Here is a 17,032-nt window from a genome sequence, read left to right as displayed (position 1 = left end):
ATTATTCATTTACCTTCTTGCCGGATAATCTTATAAAGATTTCTTCCATGGAATGTTTCTCTTCACGAATTTCAGTTAATCCCCATCCTCTCTCTACACTCTTTCGAACGATAGATTTAATCGTCTCTCGTTCACCGTCGTACCATATTCGAACGCCGTGTTCACCAATCGCCTCTATGCGTTTGATTCCCCGAACGACAAATAACTCCTCGGGTAACGGAGGAAAATCAAAACGAGCAAACAGAGAATTCGGTTCGATATAATTATCAAACTCTTCCACCCCCCCAGCAAACACAACCCTCCCGTTCTCGATCATAATAATGGTATTACATACTGCCTGAACTTCGGAAAGAATGTGTGTCGACAACATCACTGTGCGTTCCTCTGCAATATCACGAATCAAATGGCGTACTTCCAATATCTGATTGGGATCCAAACCGTTTGTCGGTTCATCCAACACCACAAACTTCGGATCATGCAGGATGGCTTGAGCTATCCCAACCCGTTGTTGGTAGCCTCCCGACAAGTTCCGTAACAGGCGACTTTTAAAATGTGTTATCCCGCAATACTCTTCTGCTTTTTCAACGACTCTTTTTATCTTCTTCGATTCGACGAAACGAATCTCCGCACAAAAACGAAGATATTCGTCCACTGTTAAATCCGGATAGAGAGGAGGCTTCTGCGGAAGAAAGCCTATTTTTTTACGGGCTTCAACCGGATCCTTCAATGAATTTATTCCCTCGATATAAACCTCTCCACACGTCTGTTTCAACACGCCGCACATGATATTCATGGTCGTGGATTTACCGGCCCCATTCGAGCCGAGAAGCCCGACAACGCCTGCACTATTGATTTCAAAACAAACATCTTCTATGGCCCATTGTGCCGCATAGCGATGATACAAATGTTCTACTTTTACAATTGGATTTTCCATACAATACATCCTGTTATTAAATTATTTATTCCGGTATGTCTCGTTGTACGAGGATGAAAGAACCGACATCCGACCACGCACGCCCTCGTCGGTTCCATCCATCCTCTGATTAAACTCAAATCATATGCAACACGTAGCACACCCGATTTTTGATATACTAACGATACATATTTCCGATCCCCTGTAAATCGATTCCCAGTTTTTTTAACTCTTGAATCAAAATATCATACTTCTTACGGATTTGTTCCTCTGTATCCTTCAACGGATCCAAAATTCCCGTACAATCGTTCATATTAAAATTTCCATCCTCCGGTTTTGTCGTTAACATCTTGTAAGAATGATCTATCACCATGCAGATAAAAGACTTCAAATCGTTGTTTTTTATTTTCTCCAACGAATTAGGCCAAACCAAAGGGTAATTATTGTGTTTATATCCCACACACCCCATACTGTAAAGTTGATCATACGGAGCTTGCCAAACACCAGCTAACTGTTGATAATCCGTAAAAGAGAAAAACTCACTCTCTTTCATCGCAACATAAATCATAGAATATAATTTCTCTACCAAAAACCATTTGTGTAACTCCTCTTTCAATTTCAATTTATCATCGGATGTCATACGTTCGATAGAAGCGTCTCCATGACTAATAATAAAAGCATTATAAGCTGCTGTAAAAGAGGCAACATCTAAACGTTCTATTTGATTTTCAATGCTATATACATTCAAATTCTTCCCTAAAATTAACTTTAGAGGTAGATTCTTTTTCAGCAACGAATCCTGATAATAGTTTAAAAACATACCCTCTATCCATTCTAATTGTTTTCCCACGTAAACTTCATCTGGTGGGTCTACCCGAAAAAAGCCGTTCTTACCTTTGTGTTTCTCGTAATCTTCCTCTATAATAACGTAGTCTCCTTCCAATGTCGCCTTGTATTTAAATCCGGCTGCCGTTGTATGCTCGCCCAATAGATACTCTCCGTAAAAAATTTCCGTGGAAATAATCACCTGTTCTCCTTCTACAAAAGCTTCCTCGTCCACCTTATAAAATACTTTTCTAAAAAGAGTGTCTGTTGTTACCTCTAACCACTCCCTCCCCATGTTAAAATAAAGATCTCGAGGTTCGAATTTATAAAGGATATAAAAACCACACCGATTATACCACCCCACAATTTTGGAATCGTAATCATGATTACCCTGAGGAAGCAGATAGATCGGCTCCTTCTCGGTACTCGGGACGAGTGTTTCAGAATCTTCGCATCCCATCCATACCCCTATACCCAATAAAATATAAAATAAACTGTATTTCATAGCACTACATTTTTCAATCATTACTGCCTAACATTTTGTTCCAATTTCGGATTCAACCGGATCGCCTCTTCCGGTATCGGTAAAAGATACCCCCTCGTGGTCAATTTATACTCGATCTTTTCATCTGAGGAATACATAAAAAAAACATGGGTAAGTGTCGGCATCCCGCATCGTCTCAAATCAAACCAACGGTGATTCATCTCCCCACTCAACTCCCTCCGACGTTCATTCAACACAAATTCTATCAACAAATCGGCATCGGTAAGACGTATCGGTTTAAAATCGTACGCATTATTCAAGCGATGTCGACGCAGGGTATTTACATCTTCCAAAGCAAGTTCCATATAACGGGCCGTTCCCTCTTTTTTATACTTCCGCGCATAAGCTTCTGCCCGGTTCAGATACATCTCCGCCGTACGAATTCCCTGGTATTTTCCCCACCACATGTCTTTTACCATCGCATGTTGATAACGAGGAATCAATGGATTATCTATATCATCTCCCCAAGAAACAAAATATCCGCCTCTTAAATCCCGAATGGTTCCGTCCATACACTCCTCCGCAGAACTGCCCAATACCTCCAAAAAATCTTGTGACAAAGAAAACGGATATTTGTTCCAGCTTTCCCCTACACTGACGACATTAGTTTTACGATACTCCCGTGCCCAAATAATCTCATCGGAAGAGGTCGGACCGTAAACCGTCACGAAGGTATTCGTATATATATCCGGGACACCAAACCGATTCAAATCCAACAGATCTGGCTTAACCTGTAACACAGAATCCGCGTAAGTCAAAGCTTTATCCCAATTTTCCATATACAAATATACTCTGGATAGCAAAGCCTTAGCAGCCAAATGTCCCACTCTAAAATAGTCTCGTTGGAAATCATTCGCTTTCAATAAACGATTCCCTTCCAAAAGATCTTTTTCGATTTGATCGTATACCTCGGCCACACTATTCCTAACAAACTTCTCATCCCGAACAGCCGAATTCAATTTTAAAGGGACCCCCAAATTTTCCTTTGGATCACCGTAATTATACGGAAAACCGAAAAAATTCACCAAGTGAAAATAGTAACAGGCCCGCAAAACCAGAGCTTCTCCCCGAATACTCTCCCGCAACCGGGCGTCACCATACATCCGATCCAGATGATCCAGCACAATATTACAAACCCCGATACCATAATAGGGGCCTTGCCAAAAAGAGGGATCATTTCCTCTCCCGGAAGTCGAAAACATTCGATCGTCCCAACGGTAAAGCCATGCTTTTTCTTCAAAATTAACCTTTTGATTTTCTGTCGATACCCCATAGCATTCTACATTATCGGTAAATACATCCGTCAAATTATAAATGTTATAATCATCTAAATAGGCCTCTCCTAACAGAATCTGTTCCAAATCATTTACGGTAGAGGGACGAATCTCGTCTTGGCTTGCTTCCTCAAGAAAATCGTTACACCCGACAGATCCCATCACAAATAGCAATAGATATAGTCTTTTTTTCATCGTTTTTGGGTTTTAGTGTTAAAAACTCACGTTAATCGTGAAAGAAAAATTTTGTGGTCTCGGTTGACTTCCCAATGCAACTTCAGGATCCCGACCTCTAAAATCCTTACTTTTGATCTGCAATGGATTCGATGCAGTGAAAGAGAGCAATACACTTTGAGCAAAATGAGAAATCCATTTTTCCGGTAGATTATAGGAGAAGGCAAAGTTGTTAAAACGCACAAACCACGTGTTTACGACTCGTATATCCGAATAAGCCCAAGCTTCGTATGGACCAATCTTTTGCGTTTCATTGTTGAAAGGATACAGATCTTCACAATTTTCTCTCACCGGAATGGAAGGAATATTCGTATGTTTCTCGTCTCCAGGTTGGCGCCAACGTTTCAGTAACTCCGTCGAAGCATTTTGAAACTCGCTGGGCATACTGTAAGCTGTTCTATAGGGTGATTTAAGAAAAGTCTTATTTCCCCTGCTCAAATAAATATTAAAAGGAATAGAAAAGCGCTTCCAACGAAGCACCATATTCAACCCGATTGTCGACCGCGGTTCGATGGTTCCCATGTAAACCATATATTCCGTCACGTCATCGGCTGCAATATGGGAATTGGCATTGGACCAATCAAAAGTAGGACCACCATTTTTAGGGTCTAAACCGGTGAAACGGAAAGCCCAAAAACTTCCCACGGGATATCCCGCTTTCTGGTATTTTCCATCAACTGCATCTGTCCATAACTGAGTGGTTCCCAATTGTGATTCGATCTTATTATCGTTATGTGAAAAACTGGTTCCGATCCGCCACATAAAATTTTTAGTCCGTATCGGCATGACATTTAAACTAATATCCCACCCTTTATTGGTCATGTTCCCACTGTTAATATACATTTTATTTACACCGTTTTCCAAAGGAACCTCCCGTTCGGTAATCAAATCAGTCGTCTTTTTAAAATAAGCATTGAAAACCCCGTTTATCCTGTTTTTAAAAAAAGAGAATTGTACACCGAAATTAGTCGTCACCGTTTTTTCCCATTTTAAATCAGGAGTAGGACGCTTTGAAATTTTCATGGTATATTCTCCTGTTGTCTTATTAACCGGTTCCATGCGGGCAATTAAATCCGGACTCACCCCTTCCACGACATTTCCTTGATAACCGAAAGAAGCCGTTAAAGCCAACTCGCTTAAAAGATTTTGATTTTTCAACCAATGCTCATCCGTCACGTTCCAACGGACCCCTGCCGACCATACCGGTTGAAAACGATTTTTAGTATCCTGCCCAAACCGATTGGAAGCATCCGCCCGAACCGACATGTTAATCGAATAACGATTATCATACATATACCCCCCGGCAAAATAGTAAGAGAAATAATTGGATATTTGATCGATAATACTCGGTTTAGTCCGGGCATAACGGTCATTGATTACTCCGCTCGGTGTTTCAATGGGTACGTCTGCAAAATATTTCCCCCGATCTGGCTGATATCCCCAGTTAGTTTGCGAAAAACCGTTGTATTGATTACTTCGAATTTCCACTCCCCCCATTATATTCACAGCATGAACCCCCATTACTTTCACGTACTCCAACTGAGCTCTCGCCGTATAATTGAAATTCCTGGATTCAGACTCTGACAATCTCCCCCCAAAAGGTAATAGAGACTTTTTAAATTGTTCATCCAATACCGAATATTCCCCGAATTCATACCCCCGACAAACCGCAATATAGCGAGAACGCTCCGTGAACCACATTTGTGCACTGGAAATACTGGTTCCTCCTCCCAAGGTCAGGGCCAAAGTCAAAAAATCAGTCATTACCCAACGAGCATTCACGTTTAAGTTCAAATCCTGTTTGATATTCTCGTTACCGGAATTTGCCAATTCATTCAATATATTATAATTATACCCGTCTTGTTTATAATAAAACAGTTCGCCGTTAGGTTCATAACAAGAGATAACCCGACTCGTTTTCTGAGCATAACCAAAAGGATCTACTCCATCGGCAAAGGCTTTTGTTTTCGTATAGCTACCCGACAATGAAGCCGAAATTGTCAACTGTTTCCAAAAAACAGAGGTCACGTTCAAGTTAGCGGAATAAGAGGTTAAACCATTTCCCTTTGCCGTATTCTGTTGGTCGGTATACCCCACGGAAAATCGATAAGTAGAGGTCTCTCCTCCTCCCGAAAAACTAATTGTATGATTTTGACTAAATGGGGTCTGATAAAGTATATCGAACCAATCCGTGTTTACCGTCTCCAACTCCTTCGCCCTTCTGGTAAACTCGTCTCCGTCAATCTCTCCTCTTTGATAGGCCAATACTAATCCAGTATATCCGACACTCTCGTCCTGAACCCGAGCCCCGCGTAAATAAGCTTCCCGGGAAAGTTCTACCCGTTCTCTCGAATTCATAAGTTCCATCTTACGATAATCCATCCTCACGCTGGTTGAAAAATTTCCCGAGTAACTCAACGATAGTCGTCCCTGTTGCCCTTTTTTCGTCGTGATTACAATTACCCCATTAGCAGCTTTTACCCCATAAATAGCCGTTGCCGAGGCATCTTTCAATACGGTAATATCCTCAATATCATTTGGGTTTAACCAGGATACAGCACCCCCGATAAATTCCTTCATCATATCTATATTCTCGGCCCCTATGGTAGAAAACTCTTTCATTTCAAAAGGTACGTTATCTTCCTGAATAATCCCGTCGACCACCCAAACCGGATCGGCATTACCCAATATCGTAGAAGTTCCCCTCACCCTCACTTTCTGCCTTGTCCCGGTTAACCCACTTGAATTCATGACCATCACTCCCGGAAGCCATCCCTGTAACATCTGTTCCAAAGTCTCTATTCCCGTATAAGACAAATCTTCTGCCTTTACTTTGGAATAGGAGCCGGCCAGCCCTTTCTCTTTAAGTATTTGGTACCCGGTCACGACTACTTCGTCAATACTCTCCTTAGCCTCCTTCAAAATCACGTTAATAGAGTCCTGCCCCACATACTTCACCTCCCGACTCTCCATCCCGATAAAAGAAAAAATTAAAACAATATTTTCCATTTTCGGTAAAGTCAATATATACATTCCATTTTTTCTAGTAGCCGTACCGACAGTTAACCCTTTTACTGTTACATTCACACCCGGTATGGGAATCTTTTTTTCGTCCCGAACCCACCCTTTGATCGTGATCGATTTTTTTTCATCCTTTACAACAATTCGTTCCGGGCGAATCACAATACACTTTTTTTCTATCTCGAACTTCAAATTCGTATTTTTCAGAATCAATCCGTACAGTTCTTCCAACGTATAGGACCGAGGTTGTAATTTCACGGTTTGACGCATATCCAGCTCGTTATTGCTGAATAAGGTAAACTTACCTGTTTGAACCTCGACCTGTTCAAAAACAGCTTTCAATGTCAGCACCTTACCCTTTATTTTTACGGTCTGGGCCATCGTGGTTGCAGACAACTGAAAACAAATACCGACGGTCAACAAAAAAATCAATCGCATAACACGCCCAAATTTTCTACCGGATATCTTTTCTTTCAAATACCCGCGTATTCGTTTTTTTTTCATAAGTTTGTAATTAAGGTTACTACTCTCATGCTCTCCCTCGAAAAGAAGCATGACGGAAACTAACACTTGGAGTCTGCCTAAAGAGTACTTTAGATAGACTCTTTTTTATTTTTCTTTATCTTTGAGAAATCACGACAACATTACCGGAATGCACACTAAACTTTATACTTGTAGTGCGCTCAACTAAATTGATGAATTCATCAAAATTGTCATCCTTACGGATAACTCCCGTAAATCGGTATTTTTTACAATCCGCATTTGTGAAAAAGAAACTCACGTTATACCAACGGTGTAACCTCATTACGAGTTCTTCCAAAGGCATATCTACAAAACGAAATTCTCCATCCTTCCAGGATGTATATAATCTCGTGTCGACACTTTTTACAGCAGTAATCTTCTTCGACGGGTTCACCTCAAGCTGCTCTCCCGGTAATAAACGATACACGACTCCCTGACGGTTTATCTCTACGGCACCGCTCACCAATGTCGTCTGCTCAAAACCATCCTCCCGATAATCACAAATGTTAAACGAAGTCCCTAAGACCCGTACCGTAGCATTTCTTGTTCGGACCACAAAATGACGAAGTGAATCTTTAGCAACTTCAAAATAAGCTTCTCCCTCCAATTCAACAATCCTCTCTTTTCCCTGAAAAGTAAGAGGAAATTTCAGAACACTTGATGCATTAAGCCATATTTGAGTCCCATCGCTCAACACCACCCGATACTCTCCTCCCGAAGGAACACGAATCATACTCGGCTGATTTTCTACCTCTTCTCTATGTTGTATGACTAAGATATTAGCGGAATCTTTTCCCAACACGCAACCTTTTTTATCAATAATATCTCTTTCCTCTCGCTCTCTTAATTCAACAAATTTTCTTCCGGGCAATTCCCAAACAGCTTTCCGTGTTCCCGGTTGAATAGAAACAGTTGCAATTCCTGAAGATACCTTCGAAAACCGAGGAGAAAAAAATACTCCACCCAAAAACAAAAGAATGACGACCACAGATGCAATATATTTATAACGGGAAAATATAATCTGACGTCGTTTCCATCCGGGTAAAGGCCCTGTCTTTGCATCGACGCGAATCCAAGCCGAATCTCGGTCGAGAGAGCGATAAATTCGTTCCCTGTTTCCCGCCTCCACGTAGCGTTTTAACCTTTCAATAACCTCATGCCATTCCGGATGATTCCATCCCCACTCTTCTAAACGCCTCAAATCATGAACTAATAGTTTTTCGTGATAAGATTTAAAAATCAATTCTATAATATCTTCCGGTATTTCATGCATCATATTCCAAATTCAATTTTGTCCCTACGACAGGAAAAAATCAAAAATGGGTGACAAGATTTTTGCTAAAAAGACATTTTTTTCAACAAATATTGCAAGTACCTGATAACAAACACGTCAAATAAATTTTCATTCACGTGCAATCTTGACAAACAACGACAAAATGGAAAAAGTTTTCTCGTCCAATATCGTACGCAACGTAGTAAGCGAGCGGGTTAAAACAGTCTTTACCGTGTTGATAGAAATATGAAACTCCTCGGCAACTTCCTTATAACGTTTTCCATCCAAAACCACCGCTTTAAAAATTTCCCGTGTCCGATCCGGTAACTTATCAATCTCTTCGTAAATAGAATTCATATAACGGTCATAATCCAATTCGTCAAACAATTCCGAACCAGGCCATTCTGAAACGATATCTATCGGTTTTAGCAAAATTTCTTCTTTAGATTCCAATACATTCAAACATCGATTACGAACCGACTGATATAAATAAGAACGTAAATAATTTTTTATCGAATTAAAACGGTCATTTTCCCAAAACTGAATAAATACATCTTGTACGATATCCTCTGCCTCCTCCTGTTGCGCCACAAATTTTACGGCATAACAAGTCAAAGGCTTATAAAAACGACGGAAAAGTAACTCTAAACCGCATTTATTCCCTTGTTTTAAAAGTTCCAAAATCTTATCTGCTTCCTCCATTCGATAGTTATTCATATCATAACATACTTATATCATAACAATTTACCTATAACATCAACATACATGAACGAGACCCTTATCTCTATGATTTGTTATATATAAATATACTTAAACTACAAATAAAGGAAAATAAATCTATATTTTTAACACAAATTTAATACAATATTGTTTTACACAAATACAATAGGTAACAATATAAAACCGCAGTGTCATCAAGAAGAGACTCATGTACTATTTTTGTCACTATCCCTTTCTCTCAAAATCTCGATTTCGAAAAAAGCAAAGATAAAGCGTATGATCAGAAGATTCATCTCATAACATTAAATTATCATCATTATTTTAGCTTTACCCATTTGACGGCATCGGCCACGACCAATTGGGCATACTTCAACCTGCCATCACTTTCGATAGGAGGAACTCCCCGGTCATCCAACACGACACGGGATTCTCCTGCCGGTAGGGTGAAGGTGCCCAATGATACCCAAGACGGATCTCCTTTTTGAACTTCTAAAACGATTTCTTCCTTTCCCCCTGGCGTGTAAACCGTGTAATAGTTTTTCATCCCCGGGTAATCGGTTGTATATTGATCTATGTTCTGTGTCTCTACATGAGGCCGATGGATAAATATCTCGTATTTGCCTGCTTCCGGGAGATTTGCCGTCCACTCGGCCCTGAACTTTCCCGTGCCGACCGCTTTTGTAAAAGCACTCCGAATATACTTGCCGTAAGCCTTATTTAATCCATTTTCTAAGGCTGGCCCCCCCCAGGTGTTAGCTTTGGTATTACAACCCGAGAAAAAGTATTCTCGATCGTCCTCGTTTTTGATCAGATCCGCCAATCGTTTCCGGTTGTTTGCCGAATCGATCAAGTGGAAGTTCTCGTCCTCGTTGTCCACGACAATCTCCCCCGGGGGACAGAATTGATCTCTATCGAGCAAGGTTACTCCTTCCCCGGGTACGGGACCTGATAATGGAGACTCCCTCCCATCCAATATAATGCTTTTCGGTAAATTGCCCGAGTAGTTCGTGGTTAATTTCAGGGAATATCTCAAGTTTTCATGAACGACGATTCGTTTACATTCCCCGGGTTCGATCCGGTAACCCCGGCAATTCACGATCGTCTCTTTCCCGCTTCGCGTCCAACCGCGTGTAATGACCGAAACGACACCTTCCGTTTCACTGAAATTGCCGACCTTGAAATCGATGATTTGCCTCTCCTTGGTCGTTTTACAGGATAAATCTTTTATCGATAACAAGGGAAGTTGACGACTCGCGTACCACTCGTCCATGTATTCCTTGATGTTCTGCCCGAAACGCCGTTCGAACTCCTCGACAAACGAGTCGAAGTCCGCTTCCCGGAAACGGGCACGCTCGCTAAATTCCCGTGTAAACCGGGTCAGGGAGTCCCAGGTGGTAATCGTCGTGAGATAACCCAGTAAATGAGAAACTTTTAAAGAAATAGCGATGCTTTGCTCCCCGCTATACCCTTCCGTGATGACCCCTTCCAATCCTTTTTCCTCGATACGATTCAATATTTTCGGCGTTATATTTAATCTGACTTCTTCCGGCTGTATCATTTGATTGAATATCAAGTCTATCCCCCGATACCTGTCAGAGGTGATACCACGATTGTAATCCGAGAAAATATGACCCGTGTTTATCTGACCCAGGTAATAGGGCATATTGTTGTACAGCATGTATTCTTGCACGCTCATGTCTCCGGGAGGCCTCCCGGAAAGAGTACCGGGTTTTTCATGATCCTTTGTACAAAATCGTTCCTCGAAAAACGCTATTTCCGGTTGAATATTATCGCTGAACGGGATTCCGCGTAGAAAAGATGAAGGAACCTCGATCAGTTTAAAATAGTTAAAGGGGTAAGGGTTGGGCTTGCCTTCCTCGATGATATTTTTGCATTGATTAAATATTTCCGTTAAATTTTTCTCTCGGGTCGGGTTGTCTTCTTCCAGGTCCTCCCACTCATCGAGAGATTTCAGGTAGAAATCATTTCCCGGGTAAGCGTAAAATTCGACCGTAAGGGAATCAACGGTGACCGTCCTTTTCTCGTATTTCCCGATACAAAGGCTTAACCCGGTCAGGTTTTGCAAATTCTTGAACGTGACGTTATCTCCTTCTCTTTCTGGTTTTCCTTGCGATAAAACGGTCATCTCGCCCGGGTTTTTAACGTGGAGGGTGTAGTCCGTGAAATTGGTCTCCTTGGATGCCTGTAACTCGACCGGGGAAACTGCCATCGGGTACCACATCACTTGCGGCACGAGTAAAGTGTATTTACTCGAGACAAAAGCCGCGCGTCTCCCGTAATTTTCACCGCGTGCCCTGGCTTCGGGAGAAAAGAAATCCTCGTCGTCGATGTTTACCTGGTAAATATCCTCGTCGATTGTTCCCTCGTATTCCATCTTTAGCTCGATATTTTCTTCGGGAGCCAGGGAACGCTCGATGACAATTACCTGGTGATCCCTGTGGAAGGGAAGGTTTTGTCCCCCGGATTCAAGCTTGTCGATCTTTATCCCCGGGTTTAAAAAGAGCAGGAGCTGCTCCATTCTTACTTTTTTCTGGTTCTGGACCTTCATCCGGCTTGTTGCCGAGAATTGATTTCCCCCGGGACGATAGGTGATATCGTGGGTGAGTACCCGTGCCTTGGGGTATTCATTGTATTTAACAAGGGTTTCGCGATATTTGACCCTGTTTTTCAGGCGGGTTCGAAACTTTTCAACGTAAATGATCCCGAGGCCCAGGGCAAGTACTAAACATAGAGAGGCCGGAACGATCAAATAGCGTCTTCTGCCGGGTGCACCGGGAAACCTTTTCGTGAGCAAAACGCAAAAATAGAGAAGGCTTATTCCCAGTAGCAAGAAAGCTATTCGGTGGATCAGGTAATCCGACAGATTCATGAACCCGACTATGGTAGAAAAAGTGTTTGGAAGTAGACTGCCCCGAAAATCCAGTATCCCGTGAAGAGGCGTCGTCAGGTAAGTGTATGCCAAATAGAGAAAAACAATCAGAATGAGCCAACTGACAAAAGGGTGTTTGACCAGTTTGTTCACGAGCAAGGATAACCCGGTGATAAAAACAAGCGTGGGTAACACGTACGTGAGAAGATAAAAAAGATTTACCAGGGGGGTTACGGGCGAGTCTGGCATGAACATGTTGATAAACACGCAAATAATCATAAAAATAACATCGATTACTAAAAACGGGATAAAAATACCTAAGGATTCCCCGAGGAAAGCTTGCCCGTTACCGATAGGCCGGGTGAGAAGGACCTCCCGGGTTTCGGCTTTTTTCCGCTTCCTGTAGATATTACAAGCGATAAAGGAGACAATTAACGATTGAAACAAGTTTAAAAAGTAAACTCCGCATAAAGGGATGGAAGACGCGAACGCGATATCCCACCACACGACGCGATGAATATTCCACGGGATCAAAATACCTAGGGTGTATCCCAATATCCCGAGGATAAAAAGGTAAAATAACCAGTTTCTTTTTACTAATTTGCTCTCGTAAAATATAGCGGTTTTAAGGGCTGTCGTTTCCATAATCGTAAGTTTAAATCCCGAATAATCATGATATGGATTATTCGGGATTTTTTTGTTTTTTGGTATTTTATTCCGATTAGAACGGATCTTCAAATGTTACTTCATTGGATACCTTTGACGGCTCACTTTTTCCCATTCGATTTCCAGCTTTGACACGAAATATTGCTGTAGTATTTTCCATCATATCACTAATAGTATGTTCAAGTGTGGGAGACATCCCTTTGTCCCGCCATGAGTCCCATCCCCAACTAATTAATTTGTATTCAATATCATATGCTACGACTGGTGCACCTCCATCATTTTCAGGTGGCAGGTATTTTAATGTACATCCAGTAGTTGTTACATTATCGGCACTAGGTTTTCCCGGAGGACTGGGAGCAGTTATGATTGCCTTCGCACCGGCAAATACAAGAGTCGTGATGGTTAAACCTAAACAGATGAATAAGAATGACTTCAAAACGTTTTTTTCCATAGTTTTCTTAATTTAAATATCAATATTAGATGTTTTTATTTGCAAAAATAATTATTTTGTTTACATTTGCAAAATAATATCATTATATTTTTACAATAGATTATAGTTATGACAAAAAAACATCAATTTTTATCGTTTTTAATCGGTATCTCTCTTTTTAGTTGCAATAGTGCAAAGCATTCGATTCCTTCTATCTCAAATATAGATACGGATTTTCCTGTTACCGAAAAACTGGCATTTAAACCTTTTAATACATATGACATTCTTGTACGAGGGGGGTGCGTGATCGATGATTCCATACTGTGGCATTTCGAAAGAGGGAAGCATGATTTTGGATCCTGTTATAACCTGAATACAGGAGAGAAATTATCTACAATTGCATCGAGAGGAGAAGCGGCCAATGAGCTAATTGATTTAGATAAATTTGAGATGATAGGTGATTCCGTTCTACTTTACGTAAATCGAAACACGATAAAAACTTTTGCTAAAAAAGATATAATAGATAATATGCCCGTGGGAGAAAGAAAATTTTCCGTGACAATGGCCCCGGATAGCGTTCTGGTATCTCAAATGATCAAACTTCCCAACAGCTCCGTCCTTGCGACAATACGTCCGGTTTTATTCCATGATATAGGAAAAAGTAACGAGATCAATAAAAAATCGGTTGTCATATTTAATAATGGTGAAGCAAACGCTTACGAAACCATAACCTATGATAGTTTTGATGTCGGGAAAACAGAAGGCAGACAATTAGCCGCAAACGACCTGATAAAATATGCTTACGCCCAAGGTTCTATTGCCGTGAAAAATAATGATACTGTTGTTTTTTCCGTGAACGATCAATTTATATTATATACGTTTGATCTCAGCAGTGGAAATGTGATAAACGAAAAAAGATACTCGAAGATGCAACGTGGAGCTGGGGAGGAAGCGTCGTTTACCACGATAAATGACAGACACCTGAGAGTCGGTTTAATAAAACTAAACGATAAATATATTTTATGTGGGGTTGATGGTTATTTTAGTGAAGAGGATAAAAATTCAGGACGACGGAAAAAAGCGATCTTCGTGTTTGACTGGGATTTAAACCCGATCAAAAAGTTTGATTTGCCCAATAGAAAAAAAGGCTATTACAGTATATCGAATGATTGTAGTTCGGTATACTTCTGCGAGTATAACGAGGAGGGTCTAACGCTGTATAAAGCGGATTTAACGATTTAAATAGAGATGTACGAGATTATAAATTAACCCTTTTAGGGTCGGTCGTCGTTTCTACCATTGTAAGTTTAAATTCCGAATAATCATGACATGGATTAGTCGGGATTTTTTATTTCTTGATATTTTTGCAATCAATAAGGATCTTCAAATTTTATGAGATTACAAACCTTCGACGGCCGACTCATCCCTGCTGTATTCGAATAGCCCACTTTCCTTACAGGAAGATCGATTTATTTTGCAAAAGAGGAATATAGTATTATTTTTGCGGCCTTTAATTGAACTTTACCAAAAACACGTTAAACGGAATTATTCATGAAAATCGCCTCATTTATTATTTTGCTGTCGTTATTTTTTTCCCGAAGTCATTCACAAACCCTTCTATCACATCTATCAGAACAAGACTCTCTATCCGGAAAATCTTTGTTTGAGGTGGTCAGCGGCATGGAAAAGAAGACCGATTATTTCAATCTCTCCATACTCATGCAGGGAGGATTCAACGCTAACTTCAAAGGCGATCGGATCGAGCAAGCCGCATTCAAAATGAAAGAGTTCCGTATCGATGCCCGCGGAAAAATCACCCCCTGGCTCTCCTATCGATGGCGTCAACGCCTGAATCGGGAAAATACCCCGGCCGAACTGGATAACCTTCCCCTCTCCATCGATTACGCCATGATCGATCTCAAATTTTCGGACCGCTTCTCTTTTAAAATAGGTAAACAGGCTGCCGCATACGGAGGATTCGAATACGACCTCGATCCGCACGAAATATACCAGTATAGCGATATGATCGATTATATGTATTTCGACTTTATGACCGGGGTAACCGGGATATATCAATTTAACGCGAATCAACAAATTCAGGTTCAAATCGTCAATAGTCGTTGCAGCTCTTTAGAAGAACTCTACGGGGTGTTACCGGAAGGAATCGAGAAAAGTAAGTTTCCGTTAGCCTATACCCTGAACTGGAACGGTTATTTTTTCGGGAACAGGTTAGCTACCCGCTGGTCCTTTTCCCTCTTAAATCAAGCCCGTAACACTCGTAGTCTCTACTACGTCTTAGGAAATCAACTGAACCTCGGTAAATTGAATATCTATATAGATTTTACACTTTCGGACGAAGAGTTGGACAGCCGGGAAATCATTTCCGATATCACCCGTACGGAAACAAATCCCAGTTGCGCAGAGTATACCAGGTATCAATCCTACGTGACTAAACTCAACTACCGTTTCCGGCCGCATTGGAATCTGTTTGTAAAAGGAATGTACGAAACAGCCTCTGTGTACAAACAAAACCGGAACCGGGAAAAAGGGAAATACCGGACTTCATACGGTTATTTCGGAGGAGTCGAGTTCTATCCCGCGAAAGAAAACCTCCGTTTCTATTTGGCTTACATCGGACGCTCTTACAAATACACAACCAGAGCAAAACAATTCGGAACAAAGGACTATTCAACCACGCAACTTTCTTTAGGCTTAATCTATAATCTTCCTCTGTTTTAATAATCGAAAGATAGAAGGATCGGGAGATTGAGGGATATAATGATTAGGTGATTAGGTGATTGGGAGATTGGGTGATTAAAAAAATTGACGATTGTAGATTAAAATACGGCATTCGATTTACAATCAGAAGATTCAAATTAAATCCCAGCATCAATAAATCATTGAATCACAAAATCCTAATGATCAATATCAACCCAAACAGTTTCGTCGGTAAAATCACGGCACTCTCCCAACACCTCCCCCTCGGGATTCAATACCCGTGATCCACCGGCATATTTCAATCCGTTTGGATCAGTACCGCAACAATTTACACCCGCGATATACGCTTTGTTTTCTACGGCGCGTTTCCGCAACAAGGTCTCCCAATCTTTTTGACGAGACTCCGGCCAATTGGCTACATAAACAGCCACATCGTAACCTTCCGTATTTTTACTCCATTCCGGAAAACGCAAATCATAACATATATAAGTGGCTATTTTATACCCTTTGTATTCAAAAAACAACTGTTTCTCTCCCGGAGTATAACCGCCCATTCTAAAACAATTACGTTTATCGTAAAAACGACAGCTACCGTCCGGAAAAGCCACGATCAATCGATTATAAAATTTCCCATTTTCATTGTACACTGTCGATCCCATAAGTAAGGCTCCCGTACGGGCAGACCATTGTTTCAGAGAATCCGTAACGCGAGTAAAATAAGAAGCGATCCGTACTTTTTCACTTAAAGACTCCTGTTTATCCCTCTTCTTCATCAGACATCCGGAAGCAAATAATTCGGGTAAGATAATCACATCCCCTTTCCTGCTTTGCGATATCCTCCTGCTAAATGCTTTTAAATTCTCTTCAACATCTCCCCAAGCCAGAGAAGCCTGTACCAAACCGACTTTTAAGCCGCTTTTTTGTCGAGCTTGTTGTGCTTTTATCTCTCCACACCAACTCAAACATAAACACAGAATACATAATCGAAATATCATAATAACA

Annotated in this window: 11 protein-coding genes; 2 read left to right on the top strand and 9 right to left on the bottom strand. The window is 41.0% G+C overall.

Going from position 1 to position 17,032, the window contains the following annotated elements; all coding sequences use genetic code 11:
* Position 1 precedes the first annotated feature (1 nt).
* The 8 genes from NVS78_RS08675 to NVS78_RS08640 all read right to left on the bottom strand — a co-directional run bounded on the left by NVS78_RS08675 (position 2) and on the right by NVS78_RS08640 (position 13,333).
* Positions 2-934, bottom strand: coding sequence for an ABC transporter ATP-binding protein (locus NVS78_RS08675; protein ID WP_286358841.1), 933 nt, complete (start codon positions 932-934; stop codon positions 2-4).
* Positions 935-1,091: 157 nt separating this feature from the next.
* Positions 1,092-2,243, bottom strand: coding sequence for a hypothetical protein (locus NVS78_RS08670; protein ID WP_286358840.1), 1,152 nt, complete (start codon positions 2,241-2,243; stop codon positions 1,092-1,094).
* A gap of 20 nt (positions 2,244-2,263) precedes the next feature.
* Entirely contained in the window at positions 2,264-3,751 is a 1,488-nt protein-coding gene (locus NVS78_RS08665) for a RagB/SusD family nutrient uptake outer membrane protein (RefSeq protein WP_286358839.1), read from the bottom strand.
* An 18-nt stretch (positions 3,752-3,769) separates the two neighbouring features.
* Positions 3,770-7,315 (bottom strand): SusC/RagA family TonB-linked outer membrane protein, encoded by a 3,546-nt coding sequence (locus tag NVS78_RS08660; protein ID WP_286358838.1) that lies wholly within the window; start codon positions 7,313-7,315, stop codon positions 3,770-3,772.
* 115 nt (positions 7,316-7,430) lie between these two features.
* Positions 7,431-8,609: a FecR family protein gene (locus tag NVS78_RS08655; protein WP_286358837.1), complete on the bottom strand. Its 1,179-nt coding sequence runs from the start codon at positions 8,607-8,609 to the stop codon at positions 7,431-7,433.
* Positions 8,610-8,735: 126 nt separating this feature from the next.
* Complete coding sequence (locus tag NVS78_RS08650; protein ID WP_286358836.1) at positions 8,736-9,323, bottom strand: RNA polymerase sigma factor; 588 nt, start codon at positions 9,321-9,323, stop codon at positions 8,736-8,738.
* Positions 9,324-9,642: 319 nt separating this feature from the next.
* On the bottom strand, positions 9,643-12,861 hold the full coding sequence (locus NVS78_RS08645; protein ID WP_286358835.1) for a golvesin C-terminal-like domain-containing protein: 3,219 nt from the start codon (positions 12,859-12,861) through the stop codon (positions 9,643-9,645).
* 76 nt (positions 12,862-12,937) lie between these two features.
* Positions 12,938-13,333 (bottom strand): fibronectin type III domain-containing protein, encoded by a 396-nt coding sequence (locus tag NVS78_RS08640; protein WP_286358834.1) that lies wholly within the window; start codon positions 13,331-13,333, stop codon positions 12,938-12,940.
* A gap of 108 nt (positions 13,334-13,441) precedes the next feature.
* Between NVS78_RS08640 and NVS78_RS08635 the strand changes: the two genes are divergently transcribed.
* Both NVS78_RS08635 and NVS78_RS08630 read left to right on the top strand, forming a co-directional pair.
* Positions 13,442-14,554, top strand: a complete 1,113-nt coding sequence (locus NVS78_RS08635; RefSeq protein ID WP_286358833.1) for a hypothetical protein — start codon at positions 13,442-13,444, stop codon at positions 14,552-14,554.
* Positions 14,555-14,863: 309 nt separating this feature from the next.
* Positions 14,864-16,051 carry a porin gene (locus NVS78_RS08630; protein WP_286358832.1) on the top strand — a complete coding sequence of 396 codons (1,188 nt, stop codon included), beginning with the start codon at positions 14,864-14,866 and terminating at the stop codon, positions 16,049-16,051.
* Positions 16,052-16,227: 176 nt separating this feature from the next.
* Here NVS78_RS08630 and NVS78_RS08625 read toward each other — a convergent pair whose 3' ends face one another.
* A complete protein-coding gene (locus NVS78_RS08625; protein ID WP_286358831.1) occupies positions 16,228-17,025 on the bottom strand; it encodes a nitrilase-related carbon-nitrogen hydrolase in 798 nt (265 codons plus the stop codon).
* Between the last annotated feature and the right edge of the window lie 7 nt (positions 17,026-17,032).

Origin of the sequence: Gabonibacter chumensis (assembly GCF_024741215.1) — a bacterium.
Classification (GTDB): domain Bacteria; phylum Bacteroidota; class Bacteroidia; order Bacteroidales; family Marinifilaceae; genus Gabonibacter; species Gabonibacter massiliensis.
This window is presented reverse-complemented; position numbering and strand designations above follow the sequence as displayed.